General features: G+C 51.1%; 19 protein-coding genes, 1 pseudogene and 1 riboswitch. All 20 genes and pseudogenes read left to right on the top strand.

Annotated features, from left to right (window positions below):
* The first annotated feature begins 253 nt into the window (after nucleotides 1–253).
* Nucleotides 254–1,438 carry an FtsW/RodA/SpoVE family cell cycle protein gene (locus AWJ19_RS25420; protein ID WP_068728037.1) on the top strand — a complete coding sequence of 395 codons (1,185 nt, stop codon included), beginning with the start codon at nucleotides 254–256 and terminating at the stop codon, nucleotides 1,436–1,438.
* A 202-nt stretch (nucleotides 1,439–1,640) separates the two neighbouring features.
* Nucleotides 1,641–2,807 carry an FtsW/RodA/SpoVE family cell cycle protein gene (locus AWJ19_RS25415; protein ID WP_068728036.1) on the top strand — a complete coding sequence of 389 codons (1,167 nt, stop codon included), beginning with the start codon at nucleotides 1,641–1,643 and terminating at the stop codon, nucleotides 2,805–2,807.
* 96 nt (nucleotides 2,808–2,903) lie between these two features.
* Nucleotides 2,904–3,653, top strand: a complete 750-nt coding sequence (gene spoIIR, locus AWJ19_RS25410) for a stage II sporulation protein R (protein ID WP_068728035.1) — start codon at nucleotides 2,904–2,906, stop codon at nucleotides 3,651–3,653.
* Between the two features lie 83 nt (nucleotides 3,654–3,736).
* The gene (locus AWJ19_RS25405; protein WP_082708110.1) at nucleotides 3,737–4,309 is read left to right on the top strand and encodes a manganese efflux pump; all 573 of its coding nucleotides are present in this window, start codon (nucleotides 3,737–3,739) and stop codon (nucleotides 4,307–4,309) included.
* A gap of 51 nt (nucleotides 4,310–4,360) precedes the next feature.
* Nucleotides 4,361–4,948, top strand: a complete 588-nt coding sequence (locus AWJ19_RS25400) for a low molecular weight protein arginine phosphatase (RefSeq protein ID WP_068728033.1) — start codon at nucleotides 4,361–4,363, stop codon at nucleotides 4,946–4,948.
* A gap of 50 nt (nucleotides 4,949–4,998) precedes the next feature.
* Nucleotides 4,999–5,081: riboswitch (ZMP/ZTP riboswitch) on the top strand.
* Between the two features lie 73 nt (nucleotides 5,082–5,154).
* Nucleotides 5,155–5,808, top strand: coding sequence for a TIGR01440 family protein (locus AWJ19_RS25395; protein ID WP_082708109.1), 654 nt, complete (start codon nucleotides 5,155–5,157; stop codon nucleotides 5,806–5,808).
* A 98-nt stretch (nucleotides 5,809–5,906) separates the two neighbouring features.
* A pseudogene (glyA, locus tag AWJ19_RS25390) lies at nucleotides 5,907–7,156 on the top strand (serine hydroxymethyltransferase).
* A 443-nt stretch (nucleotides 7,157–7,599) separates the two neighbouring features.
* Nucleotides 7,600–8,229, top strand: coding sequence for a uracil phosphoribosyltransferase (upp, locus tag AWJ19_RS25385; RefSeq protein WP_039877631.1), 630 nt, complete (start codon nucleotides 7,600–7,602; stop codon nucleotides 8,227–8,229).
* Between the two features lie 88 nt (nucleotides 8,230–8,317).
* The gene (gene wecB / locus AWJ19_RS25380; RefSeq protein WP_068728040.1) at nucleotides 8,318–9,454 is read left to right on the top strand and encodes a UDP-N-acetylglucosamine 2-epimerase (non-hydrolyzing); all 1,137 of its coding nucleotides are present in this window, start codon (nucleotides 8,318–8,320) and stop codon (nucleotides 9,452–9,454) included.
* 183 nt (nucleotides 9,455–9,637) lie between these two features.
* Nucleotides 9,638–9,871, top strand: a complete 234-nt coding sequence (locus AWJ19_RS25375; protein ID WP_068728032.1) for an ATPase F0F1 — start codon at nucleotides 9,638–9,640, stop codon at nucleotides 9,869–9,871.
* On the top strand, nucleotides 9,864–10,241 hold the full coding sequence (locus AWJ19_RS25370; protein WP_068728031.1) for an ATP synthase subunit I: 378 nt from the start codon (nucleotides 9,864–9,866) through the stop codon (nucleotides 10,239–10,241). The genes AWJ19_RS25375 and AWJ19_RS25370 overlap by 8 nt, the downstream gene beginning before the upstream one ends.
* A gap of 26 nt (nucleotides 10,242–10,267) precedes the next feature.
* Complete coding sequence (atpB, locus tag AWJ19_RS25365; protein ID WP_068728030.1) at nucleotides 10,268–11,035, top strand: F0F1 ATP synthase subunit A; 768 nt, start codon at nucleotides 10,268–10,270, stop codon at nucleotides 11,033–11,035.
* Nucleotides 11,036–11,142: 107 nt separating this feature from the next.
* Nucleotides 11,143–11,355 carry a F0F1 ATP synthase subunit C gene (gene atpE / locus AWJ19_RS25360; protein WP_039877624.1) on the top strand — a complete coding sequence of 71 codons (213 nt, stop codon included), beginning with the start codon at nucleotides 11,143–11,145 and terminating at the stop codon, nucleotides 11,353–11,355.
* A gap of 97 nt (nucleotides 11,356–11,452) precedes the next feature.
* Nucleotides 11,453–11,941: a F0F1 ATP synthase subunit B gene (atpF, locus tag AWJ19_RS25355; RefSeq protein ID WP_068728029.1), complete on the top strand. Its 489-nt coding sequence runs from the start codon at nucleotides 11,453–11,455 to the stop codon at nucleotides 11,939–11,941.
* Nucleotides 11,938–12,489, top strand: coding sequence for a F0F1 ATP synthase subunit delta (locus AWJ19_RS25350; RefSeq protein WP_068728028.1), 552 nt, complete (start codon nucleotides 11,938–11,940; stop codon nucleotides 12,487–12,489). The genes atpF and AWJ19_RS25350 overlap by 4 nt, the downstream gene beginning before the upstream one ends.
* A gap of 11 nt (nucleotides 12,490–12,500) precedes the next feature.
* Nucleotides 12,501–14,012, top strand: coding sequence for a F0F1 ATP synthase subunit alpha (atpA, locus tag AWJ19_RS25345; RefSeq protein WP_068728027.1), 1,512 nt, complete (start codon nucleotides 12,501–12,503; stop codon nucleotides 14,010–14,012).
* A gap of 196 nt (nucleotides 14,013–14,208) precedes the next feature.
* A complete protein-coding gene (gene atpG, locus AWJ19_RS25340) occupies nucleotides 14,209–15,075 on the top strand; it encodes an ATP synthase F1 subunit gamma (protein WP_068728026.1) in 867 nt (288 codons plus the stop codon).
* Nucleotides 15,076–15,162: 87 nt separating this feature from the next.
* Nucleotides 15,163–16,563 (top strand): F0F1 ATP synthase subunit beta, encoded by a 1,401-nt coding sequence (atpD, locus tag AWJ19_RS25335; RefSeq protein ID WP_068728025.1) that lies wholly within the window; start codon nucleotides 15,163–15,165, stop codon nucleotides 16,561–16,563.
* Between the two features lie 102 nt (nucleotides 16,564–16,665).
* Nucleotides 16,666–17,082, top strand: a complete 417-nt coding sequence (locus AWJ19_RS25330; RefSeq protein WP_068728024.1) for a F0F1 ATP synthase subunit epsilon — start codon at nucleotides 16,666–16,668, stop codon at nucleotides 17,080–17,082.
* Between the two features lie 192 nt (nucleotides 17,083–17,274).
* On the top strand, nucleotides 17,275–17,532 hold the full coding sequence (locus AWJ19_RS25325; protein ID WP_198536636.1) for a DUF1146 family protein: 258 nt from the start codon (nucleotides 17,275–17,277) through the stop codon (nucleotides 17,530–17,532).
* Nucleotides 17,533–17,605: the final 73 nt, after the last annotated feature.

Raw genomic sequence — 17,605 nt, 5'->3', positions numbered from 1 at the left:
CGCTGAGCGCCTGTCCGTCGCGCCGCACACAGGGCAGAACGCCGGCATCCCCGCGCGAGCCGGCATCGCGCCCTAAGCGCCCCGCTGTGGGCCGCGCATTACGCCATGTAACTCCCGACATTTCACCGCACCGCTGTTAGACGAACAGCCGGCGGTGAAATTGTATTTTTGCTGCCCCTTCCTTTACAATAGAATGAACGGACTTCTACAGTTGTTGAAGTGGAAGCTGAAGTAACGAGTAAGGAGACAGAATATGCTTCAGAAGATTAAGAAGATTGATGGTGTCATTGTATTTATACTGGTTCTGCTGATGGTGATCAGCATTTTCTCTATATATAGTGTAACGCATGGAAGGGATGGCCTGGACGGGAGTCATCTGAAGATGATCAAGTTCTATATACTGGGCCTGATTGCTTTTCTGGGTCTGACTTTTATCGATTACCGGCTGATCGTGAAATATGCGCTTTATATTTATATAACAGGAATCGGGATTCTGGTATTGGTCAGCTTTATCGGGAAAACCCAGAACGGGGCCCAGGGCTGGCTGAAGATCGGAGGCCTCAGCCTCCAGCCGGCAGAGCTGTTTAAGCTGATCCTGATCCTGTTTCTGGCAGCGGTGCTGTTCCGCAAAAATAAGAACAAGCTGCTGTTCTGGAAGGATGTCGTGCCGCTAGGGCTTCTTACGCTGCTGCCGTTCCTGATTGTCATCAGCCAGAATGACCTTGGTAATGCCTTGTCCTATATCGTGATTCTGGCCGGACTGCTGTGGATCGGAAATATCAAATTCTCGCATGCGCTGATCGGGGTTCTGATTGTAGCAGGTACGGCAGTTGCCGGAATAATGAGCTATATTCATTATCATGATCAGTTCAAAGCGTTCATGACCGATATCGGCCGCTCGCACTGGGTTGAACGGTTCGACCCTTGGCTCGTCCCCGAAAAGGCGACGGCCAAAGCCAGCTACCACACCAAAAATGCCAAGCTGGCCATCGCCTCAGGCGGCATGAGCGGGGAGGGCTATATGAACGGCAGCTCGGTGCAGACCGACCGTGTGCCCTATACGTATTCCGACTCTATCTTCGTGCAGATTGCTGAGGAGTTCGGCTTTGTCGGCTCTGCGGTGCTGCTGCTGCTGTATTTTATACTGATTCACCGGATGATATTGATCGCCCTGGAGTCCAAGGACCGCGCCGGACCGTTTCTGATCGTCGGGGTTGTAGCCATGATCCTGTATCAGATATTTGAAAATATCGGCGCATTCATCGGGCTGATGCCGCTAACCGGGATCACGCTGCCTTTCGTCAGCTTCGGGGGGACCTCACTGATGATCAATATGGCCAGCATTGGCCTGATCATGAGTGTACGCCTGCACGGGCGTGAAGTGGAGGAGGATCTGCCCGCTCCTGCCGCTTACCCTGCTGCCGCGAAACAGGGTTAACTGCATATCGGATATGAAGGACTGCCGGATCTCAGGAAATGAGGCCCCGGCAGTTCTTTTTTTTATATTTTATGGCGGAAAGTGAAAATTTGTATTCGTGCAGCGGCTTGCATTAATATGGGAGTATAGGCTATTCCCTGTAAATTCCTGCAATGGAAATTGTGGAATTCGCCGACTTCCTGTACGGATAGGAGCCTGACTGATGCTGCAGAGATTTAAAAGAATAGACGGAATTACCGTGATTGTGCTGCTTATGCTGATGGGGATCAGTATTTTGTCGATATACAGCGTTACCCACGGCGGAGATGACAAGGGCATGCATATCCAGATGCTCCAATATTACGGGGCGGGCTTTGTTGTTTTTTTTGGACTGTCCTTATTTGATTACCGCCTGCTGGTCAAATATGCGCTTTATATTTACATCCTGGGGATCATCATTCTGGTGCTGGTCAGCCTGTTTGGAACCGTAAAGTTTGGTGCCAGAGCCTGGCTGCAGGTGGGGAGCTTCAGCTTCCAGCCGGCTGAGCTTTTTAAGCTGATTCTGATTTTGGCGCTATCTTCCCTGCTGGTCCGTCTCGGCCGCAGCCAGCTCCGGTTCTGGCGGGATGTTGCACCCCTTAGTCTGGTTGCCCTGCTGCCGTTCGGAATCGTTATCCTCCAGAATGATATGGGCAATGCGCTTAGCTTTGTGGTTATACTCGTAGGTCTGTTATGGATCGGGCGGATCAAAACATCACATGCGCTGATCGGGCTGCTGATAGCCGGAGGCGCATTTGGGGCGTTTGTTTACAGCTATATTAACTATCATGAGAAAACGACAGATTTCCTAAGCGGGGCAATTGGCCGCGAGCATTTCATAAAACGCTTTGATCCCTGGCTGGTACCGGAGCGGGCAAGCAGTGATGACAGCTATCAGACGCGTAATGCGCGGATAGCCATTGGGTCGGGCGGGCTTAGCGGGGAAGGGTACCTGAAAGGGAACTCTGTCCAGTCGGGCAAAATACCGGTGCTGTACTCTGATGCCATCTTCGCACAGATAGCCGAGGAATTCGGATTTATTGGTGCAGCAGTGCTGCTTCTGCTGTTTTTTGTCCTGATTCACCGGATGATTCTGTTTGCGCTGGAATGCAAGGATAAGGCTGGGCCTTTTCTGATTATCGGCATAATCGCGATGCTGATGTACCAGATTCTTGAGAACATCGGCGCCTATATCGGCCTGATGCCGTTGACGGGCATTACGCTGCCGTTCATCAGCTTCGGCGGCACCTCCGTTCTAATCAATATGGCGAGCATGGGCATTGCCATGAGCGTGCATTTATACGGGCAGGATGTGGAGGAGGAGCTGCCTGCGCCTGCAGTGTATTTTTGAGCTGCTGATAAACTTTTAATAGATTACTAGGTTTGCAGTCTCTCATATCCGGACATACTGGGGGTATAAGAGGTTCAGAGAGAGGGGCTGCGGACAATGAAGTTATTTTCGCCGGAGAGACAGGAAGCCTTACGGGTTACTTTTAAGCATACTGCCATTTTATTTTCTTTTCTGATGGTGCTGATGATGGTCTGGGAAGGGCAAAAAAGCGATGCGGCAGTAGCGGAGACTGCGATTCCGCAGGAATCGATCCGTCTGCGTATTCTCGCTAATTCTGACGGAGCCGGAGACCAGCTGGTCAAACGCCAGATCCGCGATGCTGTGGTAGAGCAGATGAACCAGTGGGTATCCGGACTGGAGGACCCGCAGAGCCTGGAACAGGCCCGTTCCTTGATCAAAAGTCATCTGCCGGAGCTGAACGAGCTGGTTGCCCGGGAACTGCTGCAGCGGGGAATTGATTATGATTTCAGGGTTGAGCTTGGCGTTGTGCCATTCCCGACTAAACTGTATGGCGGAACGGTATATCCGGCCGGTGAATATGAAGCAGTGCGCATTACGCTTGGAGCAGGTAAAGGACAAAACTGGTGGTGTGTGCTGTTTCCGCCGCTTTGCTTCATCGATGCAGGAAGTGGCGATGCTGCTGCCAAAGGAACGGAAGTTGCTTCGGCTGCCGGTGCAGAGACAAGCGTAAATAATAAGAGTGCAGATAACAATGATAATAATTCTGTTAAAAATACTGCAGCGGGATCTTCAGACGAAGGGGAAGCGGAAGCTCCGGAGGTACGCTTCTTCCTATGGGATATGCTGAAGAATCTCTGGAGCTGGATCAGCGGGTTATGGGCTTGATCCCCACAATACACGATTAACAAGTCATGATTGTCCTAATACCCGCATATCGTTGTTGTACAAGACATTCAGACTTTGGGGGTATGGGCATGGCAGGGGTTTATCCTGGCTGGGGCCAGATTGTAACGATTGCCATTATGGCAATTGCACTGGGTATGGATGCCTTTTCGCTTGGTGTAGGAATCGGGATGAAGGGCATACGCCTGCTGCATGTGCTGCAGCTCAGCCTGCTGATTGCGTTTTTTCATGTGCTGATGCCGCTGCTAGGCTTATTCACCGGCAGTTACGTAGGCCATTTACTGGGACAAGTAACGACTTATGCAGCCGGCGGGCTGCTGATTCTGCTGGGCGGGCATATGGTCTGGAACACTTTCCGCAAAGAGAAAAGCACCAGCCGTCCGATGGATCACCGTACGTTCTGGGGGATGCTGCTGATCTCGCTGAGTGTGAGCATTGATTCCTTTTCCGTAGGTGTATCCCTAGGGATGTTCGTGGACAGCATCATACTAACCGTGCTGGCCTTCGGAGCCTGCGGCGGCTTTATGGCCATTACCGGCCTGCTGCTGGGCAGGCGGGTAAGCCGGGGACTGGGCGATTATGGGGAGGCGCTTGGCGGGGCAATCCTTTTAGGGTTTGGCTTGCTGTTCATCTTCTGATACAATAACGGCATCAGATTATTAAATGATCCTTTCATGGAGGTGGAAAGCATGCTGCACATTTTATTCGTCTGCACCGGCAATACCTGCCGCAGTCCTATGGCTGAGGGGCTTTTGCGGAAGCTTGCAAAGGAGCGGGGCATTGAGCTTGCAGTGCGGTCTGCAGGCGTTTCCGCCATTTCCGGCACTTCCGTATCCAGGCATGCCGCAGCGATTTTGCGTGAAGAAGGCATTAATGAGCCTATGAGCTCTACCCAGCTTAGCAGGGAGGCCGTGAACTGGGCGGATCTGGTGCTGACGCTGACCGGCGGGCACAAACGCCACCTGCTGCAGTATTTTCCGGAGGCAGTATCCAAAACCCATACACTCAAGGAATATGTATATAACGAGGAGTCTGTTAATGGCGATATCAGTGAGCTGGACAGCCTGTATGCCGAGGCGGAGCTCGACATCGCACTTGGCCGGGAGCCCAAGCAGGCGGACCTGCAGCGGATTATTGAAATCCGGCAGCGGATACCGAGCTTTGATATCTCTGACCCGTTTGGGGGCTCGCGGGAGGATTACGAGCTTACAGCTGCCGAGATCCGCACTGCGCTATACAGTCTGCTCGACAAATTGGAGTCCTTACGCCGTTTGTAAAGAAGGTTGATTTTTCGGAGGCTATCCTTTAAGATGTAATAAATATTACCCGGTTCCGGTGTGACTGGCGACAAGTGTGGATGAAACCACGATGGAGCACTGGAATAAACGGCCGGTCGCCTGGGCAAAAGAGCACATCCGCAGCCACCTGCGGACTGCTCTTTTTTGTTTAAATCAGCAAGTAATGCTTGAGGGAGGCTTAAGCAATGGATGAGGTCATGAAGCAGGGCTCGCCGGAAGAACGCGCAGCCCGCATTATATCGGGGCAGACGGGAGTTTCGGCGGGTGCGGAACTTTCGCTTGCAGCAGCGACAGCTGCTATAGTGGGCGAGCTGGCGGAAGCCGGTAAGCTGGGACCCGGAAAGATCCTTGTTGTCGGAGCAAGCACCAGTGAGGTTGCCGGGGTACGGATCGGCACCGGCGGTGCCCTGGAAGTGGCACAGCAGCTGCTTCAGGGAATACGCCGCATAGCAGCGGAGCGGGGCTTTCACACGGTTTATCAGTGCTGTGAGCATTTGAACCGCTCTCTGGTCATGGAACGTTCCCTGCTGGAAGCTCTGGGGCTCAGGGAAGTTTCGGCTGTGCCGATTCCTGGGGCCGGCGGCTCTATGGCCGCAGCAGCCTATGGTTCAATGGCTGATCCGGTTTTGGCAGAGACGGTGGAGGCCCATGCCGGCATTGATATCGGCGAGACGCTGATCGGCATGCACCTGCGCCGGGTGGCGGTGCCCTTCCGGCCAAGCCTGCGCTATATCGGTTCAGCCAGAGTGAATGCCGCCTTCAGCAGACCGCCGCTGATCGGCGGTGAACGTGCGGTCTACCGCACGCAGGAGACCAGCGGTTCCCCGCAGTGTGATTAAGGATTAGCTGGATTGAAAATTTGCAGTGTCGTACACCATCGGGCATAAGTTTTTAAAGAATAAGAAGGTATATATTTCACTCAGGGAGGAAGTAAATAATCATGGAACAATTGCGCAAGAGTGACCCGGCAGTACTGGAAGCAATGGGACTGGAGCTGAGCCGTCAGCGTGCCAACATTGAGCTTATCGCATCGGAGAATATCGTCAGTGAAGCTGTAATGGAAGCAATGGGTTCTGTGCTTACGAACAAATATGCCGAAGGTTATCCGGGCAAACGCTATTATGGCGGCTGTGAGGATGTAGACATCGTTGAGAACCTTGCCCGTGACCGTGCCAAGCAGCTGTTCGGCGCCGATCATGCCAATGTCCAGCCGCATTCCGGTGCCCAGGCGAATATGGCGGTCTATCTGGCTGCACTCAATCCCGGGGATACTGTGCTTGGAATGAATCTTGCCCATGGCGGCCACTTGACGCACGGGAGTCCGGTGAATGCCTCCGGTTTGCTTTATAACTTTGTAGCTTATGGTGTACAGGAAGATACATTTCTGATTGATTATGATGAAGTGCGCAAGGCTGCCTTCAAGCACCGCCCTAAGCTGATCGTTGCCGGGGCAAGCGCGTATCCGCGGACCATTGATTTTGAAGCACTTGGTTCCATTGCAAATGATGTCGGCGCGCTGTTTATGGTCGATATGGCTCATATTGCCGGCCTCGTCGCTGCCGGACTGCACCCGAGCCCGGTACCGCATGCCCATTTTGTTACAACCACCACCCACAAAACACTGCGCGGACGCGCGGAGGGATGATTCTGTGCAGACAGCCTTGGGCTGCTGCAATTGATAAAGCCGTATTCCCGGGCTCCCAGGGCGGACCGCTGATGCACGTTATTGCTTCCAAAGCGGTATCCTTCGGTGAAGCGCTGCAGCCGTCATTTAAGACCTATGCCGAGAATGTAGTGAAAAATGCCAAGGTGCTTGCAGAGACGCTGATCGGAGAAGGAGTTAATATCGTTTCCGGCGGTACGGACAATCACCTGATGCTGCTGGATACCCGTAATCTGAACATTACAGGTAAGGATGCAGAAAAGGTGCTTGATTCCATCGGCATTACCGTGAATAAAAATGCGATTCCGTTTGACCCGACCAGCCCGTTTGTTACAAGCGGAATCCGGATCGGTACGCCTGCGGTTACTTCCCGTGGAATGGACGAGCAGGCGATGACCGTTATCGGCCGCGTTATTGCCAATGTGCTGAAGAATCCCAAGGACGAAACGGTGCTGGCTGAAGCTGCCCGCGAGGTAGCCGCGCTTACTGAGAAGTTCCCGATCTATCCTGGTTTGCAATACTAATATCTGCCCGCTTCATTTGAATGGAGCGGAGCAATGCCCCTGCAAGGACTGTTTTCTGAAGGTCTTAGCGGGGGCTTTTTTTATCCCGGACCTTAACGTTGCATAATGTTCACAATTAAAACGCAGAAATTGTCGATAGATTTCTTGAAATATTCATGAAAGTTCATGGAATTTTCATTAAAAACAGTGAAAGAAATGTGAAAGGTATTAAATATGTGAATTAGCATACACTAAGGCTCGATTTATAACCTAAGAGATTACGGATTGGGCTTAAACCTGCCTGCACACCCTTATTATTTGAAGGGCGGCAGTTTTATGCAGCTACTTTGCCTTCGGAGGTGAAATACACCTCCGGTGATGATATAATAGACAAGATTTAGCCACGGAAGCGGCAAAAGCGCTTTCTGCGGCTGACAAGACTTACATTTACCGGAGGGACAGAAATGGGAAAATTGGTGATTTGCGATCATCCTTTGATTCAGCACAAACTGACATTTATCCGTGATGTGCGGACCAACACAAAAGAATTCAGAGAGCATGTAGATGAAGTGGCTACGCTTATGGCCTATGAAATTACACGGGATATCCCGCTGGAGACAATCACCGTACAGACACCGGTAGCAGAAACAGAGAGTAAAGTTATTTCGGGCAGAATGCTCGGGCTGATTCCGATTCTCCGCGCCGGTCTCGGGATGACCGAGGGCGTACTTAAACTGCTGCCTGCAGCAAAGGTAGGCCATGTAGGCCTCTTCCGTGACCCGGAGACGCTCCAGCCGGTTGAATATTATATCAAGCTTCCTACAGATGTGCAGGAACGTGAACTGATTGTAATCGATCCGATGCTGGCTACAGGCGGCTCTGCCATTGCTGCGATCACCTCGCTGAAGAACCGCGGCTGCACCCAGATCAAAATGATGAACCTGATCGCAGCCCCTGAAGGTGTTGCGGCGGTACAGGCTGCCCATCCGGATGTAGATATCTATGTAGCAGCACTTGATGATCACCTTAATGATCACGGATACATTGTACCCGGGCTTGGGGATGCCGGAGACCGTTTATACGGAACCAAATAGGAAGTAAAAGAGTATTAACTGGGTAGCTCTACAAACAGCTATCTATATAGAAGAAAGGGGTGGGGAAGTGTCCAAGAAAATAAAGGTAATGACAATCTTCGGAGTACGTCCGGAAGCAATCAAAATGGCGCCGCTCGTACTTGAGCTGAACAAGCATCCTGAACATATCGAATCGGTTGTATGCGTAACTGCGCAGCACCGTGAGCTGCTGGATCAGGTACTGGAAGTGTTTAAAATCGTTCCTGACTATGACCTGGACGTTATGAAGGACCGGCAGACGCTTAATGAAATCTCCATCCGTGTATTGGAAGGGCTTGAGCCTGTCCTGCGTGAAGCGAAGCCTGACCTGGTACTTGTCCATGGTGATACACTGACAACCTTCCTGGCGAGTTATGCTTCCTTCCTCCAGCAGATTCAGGTTGGGCATGTAGAGGCGGGACTCCGGACCTGGAATAAGCTGTCTCCATACCCGGAGGAAATGAACCGCCAGCTGACAGGGGTTTTGGCAGATCTGCACTTTGCCCCGACTGACTGGTCGGCAGGGAATTTGAGACACGAGAACAAAAAGGAGTCAAGTATCTATATCACAGGCAATACCGTGACCGATGTGTTTCAATATACCGTACAGCCGGACTACCGGCATCCGGTGCTGGATTTTGCGGCGGGAAAAAGATTAATTCTGATGACGGCGCACCGCAGGGAGTCTCAAGGCGAACCGCACCGTCATATTTTCCGTGCTGTTAAAAGAATCGCTGATGAGTTTGAAGATGTAGCTATAGTTTATCCTGTGCATCCGAGCCCTGCGGTCAAGGAGCCGGCGCATGAGATCCTGGGCGGGCATCCGAGAATCAAGCTGATCGATCCGCTGGATGTCGTTGACCTGCACAATTTTTATCCGCATACCCACCTGATTTTGACCGATTCCGGCGGCCTGCAGGAGGAAGCTCCCTCCTTTGGGGTTCCTGTGCTTGTGCTGCGTGATACGACCGAGCGCCCGGAAGGGATCGAGGCCGGAACTTTGGAACTTGTGGGAACGGACGAGGAGAAGGTGTATCAACGGACACATGCTCTGCTGACTGATCAGGCACTGTACCAGTCGATGAGCCGGGCCGCCAACCCGTACGGAGACGGCAAAGCATCTGAAAGAATTGTCAATGCGATTAAGCACCATTTTGGTGTGAATGCCGATCGTCCTGAAGAATTTCATAAAACGTTCACAAATTAAATTTTACGCTACAAAACCTGATATGCGACATTGAAAATACAGCATACAGTGAAACTGTACGGTTTGTATGGTTTTGAATAAAAATGCTGTGATTATTTTCATGTTTTCATGTACTTTTGGACAATTTTCATTGAATTGACAAAGAGTCTGGATATTCAGTAAAATTAGTTGGGATTGTAGCCTATGAAAGAGCCGAAGCGTGAAGCCGGGCTGGGAAAAACCGCTCTGGTGATTGCAAGTGCAGGCACTTTGCTTGCCGCTTACATTATTATAGGTATTTTTGCAGCAAGGTGGCTCCAACGCCTGAACGACGGCCCGGATATCTGGGTTGCGATCGGTGCGATTTCCGGTATGGCTCTGGGAATTATCAATGTCGCCCTGTTAATCAAAAAATTTCTGGGGGAGCAAAATGGATAATATGACTCCCATGATCAATGCCGTAACAAGGGTCACATTTGTACTCATGGCAGGATTGCTGATGGGATATGCTCTTCATCATGAAACCCGTGCAGTCACACTAGGGATGACACTCGGTTTGGTTGCGGGTATTGTGAACTTCCGTTATCTTGCCGTAAAAGTGCGGCGGGTAGCTGAATCGGTTGCGAATAATGAGGGTAAGGCTTTCAGTCTCGGGTTTGTCACACGGATCTGCTTTGCTATTCTAGTGACCATGTTCTCGGTCAAGATTGAGCATTTCTCGCTGGAGGCTACCATTGCTGGAATCTTTATTCCCCAGCTTCTCTCTATTCCGGTAGGGATTTATCTGAGTGTAAAGAACAAGCTTTAAGATTAAAGGGAAAGGGGGATGATACCATGCATGAAATGCCAATAATCTATCTTGGCAGCATACCAATTGATTTATCTGCCGTACTGACACTGCTAATCAGTTCCGTTATTGTTTTCGTTCTGGTGATGCTGTCTGTCCGCAATTTGTCTGTCGATAACCCGTCCAGACTCCAGAATTTTATGGAGTGGGTAGTTGAATTCGTACAAGGGGTTATCAGCAGTGCAATGGACCTGAAGAAGGGCAAGCCTTACATATCATTGGGATTGACGCTGATACTGTTTATCTTTGTCTCCAATCTCCTTGGTCTGCCTTTTTCCTTTATCACTGAGGCCCATGAGCCGGTGTACATTTTTGGGCACGTCATTGATGCGACCAAAAACCTGGCACACGGCGAGCATGTCGAGCTGCTCTGGTATAAGTCACCGACAGCGGATATCAACATTACGGCCGGTCTTGCGATTATCGTTTTCGTACTGATGAATTATCTGGGCATCAAGCAGAACGGCAAGCATTATTTCAAGCACTATATTGAGCCGTTTCCGATTTTCCTGCCGCTCAACATCATCGAAAACCTGGCTAAGCCGGTTGCACTGGCTATTCGTTTGTTCGCGAATATCTTTGCAGGTGAGGTTCTGATCACTGTGATTCTCAAGCTGGGAATCTTAAGTATACCGTTCCTGGCAGTCTGGCAGGGCTTCAGTATTTTCGTCGGGGCTCTTCAGGCATTCATTTTCACGATTCTGACGATGGTGTACATCGCACAGATGACCATTCACGAAGAAGAAGCGCATTAATGAACTACTGTGAGGCAGCGCGGCAATTGCCATGCGGGTTTCGCGGGAGATTTCAATATCATTAAAACACACAAAAAATGAACCGAAATTAAAGGAGGATATTTTCAATGGAATTTTTGGCAGCAGCAATCGCGGTTGGTTTGGGCGCACTCGGCGCAGGTCTTGGTAACGGTATGATCGTCAGCAGAACGGTAGAATCCATCGCCCGTCAGCCGGAAGCACGTAACGCACTGCAGACTACAATGTTTATCGGTGTAGGTATCGTCGAAGTTATTCCGTTGGCGGCAACGGTTATTGCATTCTTGATCATGTTTTCTTAATAAACCGTTCCTACGGTTTGGCGGGGAGGGCTTGTGCCATCCGCGCCTTACTTTTGTATATATCCGCACACCGCGGTAACGGAAAGGAGTGACCACAGTGACTATAGTATGGACCAACATAGTATTTTCAATTGTCGCATTTGTAATCCTGTATATCCTGCTCAGTAAATATGCGTTCAGCAAACTGTTCGGAATTATGGAAAAACGCCGTGAGCTTGTGCTGCAGCAGATGGATGAAGCAGCTAAGACCAGGGAACAGGCGGTCGCTTACGTGGAGGAGCAGAAACAGGCTTTGCAAAAGGCGCGCGAAGAGGCCAAGCAGATTATTCAGCAATCGCAGGCTACCAGCCTCAACCAGGCTGACAAGCTGATCGACCAGGCTAAAGTTGAAGCTGCCCGTCTTAAAGACGAGGCTGTCCGTGATATTGCCAATGAAAAGAACAAGGCAGTCGAAGCGCTGCGCAGCGAGCTCGGATCTGCTTCAGTCCGTATCGCATCCAAGCTGCTTGAGAAAGAAGTTAAGGCTGACGGTGAACAGGAGCAGCTCGTTGACCAGTACCTCAAAGAGGTAGGAGGCCGATCATGAGCGGCAGTGCGGTAGTTGCCAAACGTTACGCCAAAGCCCTGTACAGTGCCGCGGTGGAGAAGGGCAATACGCTTGAAGTGGAAGAGCAGCTGAAGACACTGGTAACGGTGCTTCATTCTGATGAAGAGGTAAAACGGTTCATTCTTGCGCCGCGCATCTCCCAGTCCGATAAGCTGAAGGTGCTGCGCACCGCACTTGAAGGCAAGCTCTCCGAAACGGTACTGAACACGGTTGAACTATTGGTGGAGCGGGGCAGAACCGATATTTTTGCTGATCTGCTGGAAGCGTACGTGAAAATAGAAGGTGAAGCCCTGGGTATCGGTGATGCAACGGTATACTCCACATATGCGCTGAGCCAGGAAGAACAGGAACATGTGGCTCAGGAGTTCAGTCAGCTTACGAACCGCAAGATCCGGGTTACGAATCTCGTTGACAAGAGCCTTCTGGGCGGACTGAAGGTCGTTATCGGCGATACGCTGTATGACGGAAGCCTGTCTGGCAAGCTTGCACGTCTTGAGAAATCTTTTAATGATAAGCATAGAAGATAGGGGTGAGGATATTGAGCATTAGACCTGAAGAGATCAGCAGTTTGATCAAAAGTCAAATTGAGCAATATAAAGCCGATATTGAAGTGGCCGAAATCGGCACCGTCATTCAAGTCGGCGACGGTATCGCCCGTGTCTACGGTCTGGAAAACGCGATGGCAGGAGAACTGCTGGAGTTCTCCAACGGAGTAGTGGGCATGGCGCTCAACCTGGAAGAAAGCAACGTCGGTGTTGTTATCCTGGGTGAGTACAAGGAAATTCGCGAAGGCGACCAAGTTAAACGTACCGGACAAATTATGCAGGTACCTGTAGGCGAAGCCCTTCTGGGCCGCGTAGTGAATCCGCTGGGTCAGCCGCTTGACGGCAAAGGCCCGATTGCAACTACAGAATTCCGCCCGGTTGAAAGCAATGCACCAGGCGTTATCGACCGTAAATCGGTTCATGAGCCTATGCAGACAGGTCTTAAAGCCATCGATGCGATGGTGCCGATCGGCCGCGGACAGCGCGAGCTGATCATCGGTGACCGTCAGACCGGTAAAACGGCAATTGCCATCGATGCGATCATCAACCAAAAGGGCAATGGCATGAAATGTATCTACGTTGCCATTGGCCAGAAGCAATCCACAGTTGCACAGGTTGTGGAAACCCTCCGCCGCCACGGTGCGCTGGAATATACAATTGTAGTAACGGCATCGGCTTCCGAGCCTTCCCCGCTCCTGTATATTGCTCCGTACGCAGGCTGTGCGATGGGTGAATACTTCATGTACAAAGGCGAGCACGTTCTGGTTATCTACGATGACCTTTCGAAGCAGGCTTCCGCTTACCGCGAATTGTCCCTGCTGCTCCGCCGTCCACCGGGCCGCGAGGCGTTCCCTGGTGACGTATTCTACCTGCACTCCCGTCTGCTTGAGCGTGCAGCGAAGCTGAGCGATGAGCTTGGAGGAGGTTCATTAACCGCCCTTCCGTTCATCGAAACACAGGCTTCCGACGTATCAGCTTACATTCCTACGAACGTAATCTCGATTACAGACGGCCAAATCTTCCTTGAATCCGACCTGTTCTACTCCGGTCAGCGTCCGGCGATCAACGTCGGTATCTCTGTATCCCGTGTAGGCGGTTCGGCGCAGATCAAAGCGATGAAGAAGGTTGCCGGCTCGCTCCGTCTGGATCTGGCCCAATACCGTGAGCTTCAGGCGTTCTCCCAGTTCGGCTCCGATCTCGATAAATCTACGCAGGCCCGTCTGAACCGCGGTGCCCGGATGATGGAAATTCTCAAACAGGGCGTTAACCAGCCGCTGTCTGTAGAACATCAGGTTATCAGCTTGTATACGGCTGTTAAAGGCCACCTTGATGACATTCCGGTCAAAGACGTTAGACGCTTCGAGAAAGAATTCCTGGCCTTTGTGGATACCAACGGTGCTGCAATCGTTCAATCCATCACTGATACCAAGGACCTGACTGCAGATAACGAGGCTGCCCTCAAAGAAGCTATCGACAAATTCAAAAGAGGCTTTGCGACCAGTTAATCGTTAATACACATAGAATGACAGTCTGAACCGGAGCCCCGGTGTGAGCTTGGGCACCGGCAGGCTCTTATGAACTAGCTTTGACAATGTCAAAGCTTAGTTGATGCTTACGAAGATAGCTTTGACTTCGTCAAAGCTTGGTTTATGCTTACGAAGATAGCTTTGACTTCGTCAAAGCTTTAAGGTGGTGAAAATCATGGCAAGAAGCATGCGTGATATCAAACGTCAAATCAAAAGCGTTCAAAACACCAGACAGATCACCAAGGCGATGGAGATGGTAGCCGCTTCTAAGCTGCGCAAGGCGCAGGAGAAGGCAGAGGCTGCCCGTCCGTACTCGGAGAAGCTGAAAGAGGTTGTATCGAACATTGCCGCTGCCACCCAGGATGTGACCCATCCGATGCTGGTAAGCCGTCCGGTGAAGAAGACCGCCTATCTCATCGTTACATCCGACAGAGGTCTCGCCGGCGGGTACAATGCCAATATTCTGCGTAAGCTGACAATGCTGCTGGCAGAAAAGCATAAATCCAAGGATGAGTACGCCCTGTTCGTAATCGGCCGCAAAGGCCGTGACTTCTTGCGCCGCCGCGAATATCCGATTGTGGAGGAAGTAACCGAGATGTCAGATTCGCCTAAGTTCTCTGACATTAAATCGATTGCTTATTCTGCAGTGCAGCAGTTTGAAACGGGTGTCTACGACGAGCTGTACATCTGCTATAACCGGTTCGTTAATGCGATTAGCCAGGTTCCTACTGTTGACCGGCTGCTGCCGATGGATGCGGTAAGCGGAGGACACCATGAAGCAAGCGCAAACTACGAATATGAGCCTTCTCCTGAAGGCGTGCTCGGAGTATTGCTTCCGAAATACGCAGAAACGCTGATTTACAGCGCCGTTCTGGACGGCAAGGCCAGTGAGCTGGGTGCGAAAATGACAGCGATGGGCAGTGCAACGAAGAACGCGTCGAAGATGATCGGCGAACTTAGACTTACTTATAACCGTGCCCGTCAGGCGGCAATCACTCAGGAAATTACCGAGATTGTGGCCGGAGCGAACGCGCAGTCTTAAAGATCAGGAAACGGGGGCCTACGCCGCAGGTGAAGGTATTCTCCGTTTCTTCTCAATGCAACAGCTTTCGAGGAGGGAAATAATAAGATGAACAAAGGACGCGTTGTAAGCATTATGGGTCCGGTTGTCGATATTGAATTTGAACGCGGCCAGCTGCCCGAGATTTTCAACGCTATCAAGATTGTAACCAGCTTGGAAAACGGCCGTGCCATTGATTTGACCCTTGAGGTATCCAATCACCTGGGTGATAATCTGGTTCGTTGTATTGCTATGTCATCCACTGACGGACTTGTCCGCGGAATTGAAGCCCTTGACCAGGGCGGTCCAATCTCCGTTCCGGTTGGTGCAGCTACACTGGGCCGCGTGTTCAACGTGCTGGGTAACCCTATTGATAACGGTGCTGAAATTGTAGCAGCAGAGCGTAACCCGATTCACCGTCTGGCTCCGACCTTTGATGAACTGTCCACACAGGCAGAAATCCTGGAAACAGGAATCAAGGTTATTGACCTTCTGGCTCCTTACGCCAAGGGCGGTAAAATCGGCCTGTTCGGCGGTGCCGGCGTTGGTAAAACCGTAACGATTCAGGAACTGATCAACAACATTGCGCAAGAGCACGGCGGTATCTCCGTATTTGCAGGTGTTGGTGAACGTACCCGTGAAGGTAATGACCTTTATCATGAAATGACGGATTCCGGCGTTATCAAGAAAACCGCAATGGTATTCGGACAAATGAATGAGCCGCCGGGCGCACGTCTTCGTGTAGCTCTGACCGGTCTGACCATGGCGGAGTATTTCCGTGATGTGGAAGGCCGCGACACGCTGCTCTTTATCGATAATATATTCCGCTTCACCCAGGCGGGTTCCGAAGTATCCGCCCTGCTCGGCCGTATGCCTTCCGCGGTAGGTTACCAGCCTACACTGGCTACAGAAATGGGTCAGCTGCAGGAGCGCATCACTTCCACCAAGAAGGGCTCCGTTACCTCGATCCAGGCGATCTACGTACCGGCGGATGACTATACTGACCCTGCTCCGGCGACGGCGTTTGCCCATCTGGATGCAACGACCAACCTTGAGCGTAAGATTTCCGAGAAAGGGATTTTCCCTGCGGTAGATCCGCTGGCATCCAGTTCGCGTATCCTTGCTCCGGAGATTGTCGGCGAAGAGCACTACAACGTGGCACAGGGCGTTAAGCAGCTGCTGCAGCGTTATACAGAGCTTCAGGATATCATTGCGATCCTGGGTATGGATGAGCTGAGTGAGGAAGACAAGGTTATTGTGGCACGTGCCCGTAAAGTTGAACGCTTCCTGTCCCAGCCTTTCCACGTAGCTGAGCAATTCACCGGCTTCAAGGGCAAATACGTGCCGATCAAGGAAACTGTACGCAGCTTCAAGGAAATTCTGGATGGCAAGCACGATGATCTTCCGGAAGCAGCTTTCCTCTTTGTAGGTACGATTGAAGAAGCGGTCGAAAAAGCGAAATCCCTGTAATCAGTTAAGATCTAGCTTTCGATAGCGAACTTCACTTCGTAAAGCTAAAGCCTATGCTTTCGATGCGAGCTTAACGAAGTTAAGCTTTTAGGAGGAATGAAAGTGAATACCTTTCTGCTTGAAATTGTCACACCGGAGCGCCTTGTTTACTCCAAGCAGGTTACCAGCCTGACTGTACGCGGAGTCGACGGGGAGCTGGGCATTTTGCCGGGACATATTCCGCTGGTGACACCACTTCAGGTTGCTCCGCTCACTGTGAAATCGGAGGGTCTTACGACCACTATCGCTGTTCATGGCGGGTTCGTGGAAGTGCATAAAGACAAAGTAACGGTTCTGGCCGAAAGCGCCGAGCTGCCTACCGATATTGATGTTGAACGCGCCGAAGCGGCTAAGGAACGGGCTCAGCGCCGTCTTCAGTCACGCAGCAAACAGGATGAAATTGATCACCGTCGTGCGGAGCTGGCTCTGCAGCGCGCCGTTACACGGATCAAGGTGTCCACCGGAAAAGGACAACAGTAATCAAACCGCGGTCAAGCCTATGGCTTGGCCGTTTTTTTATGAGGCGAAGTGGCAAATATTATGAAAATCTCGTAACAATCCAAGCTATCTGGGCATGTAATGTTTAAAACTTTGTAAAAGTACTGGATTCTTTTGACCTGCGCAAGTATGATATAAGAGTCGATTTCCAAGTAACTTACACGGAGGTTTTCCATGGATCAAATATTGGTTGAAGATTTGTCCAGTGCGGTCGGTACCAGCGGTCTGGTATCCATGATCGTTTCTTTGCTCTGTGTAGTATTATCTTGGTGGGCACTTCAGAACCTTAAGCTCGATCTGGTCATAAGATATCCCAAGAGCCCGCAGGGCCGACTGCTGCATTTGCTGCTGGCAATCGTCCTTGGCCACTTCGTGGCCGGCTTTCTGCTGGATTACCTGGGCTGGAGCGGGCAGATCCGTAACATGTTTTAATGGCAGATGGTTTGGTTATATCTGTCATAGGCCGGGTGGCAAAAATGGTGTCGAATAATAAGGTTTTATTATG

It is taken from the genome of Paenibacillus sp. DMB5, from assembly GCF_001517085.1.
Lineage (GTDB): Bacteria > Bacillota > Bacilli > Paenibacillales > Paenibacillaceae > Paenibacillus_AQ.
This window is presented reverse-complemented; position numbering and strand designations above follow the sequence as displayed.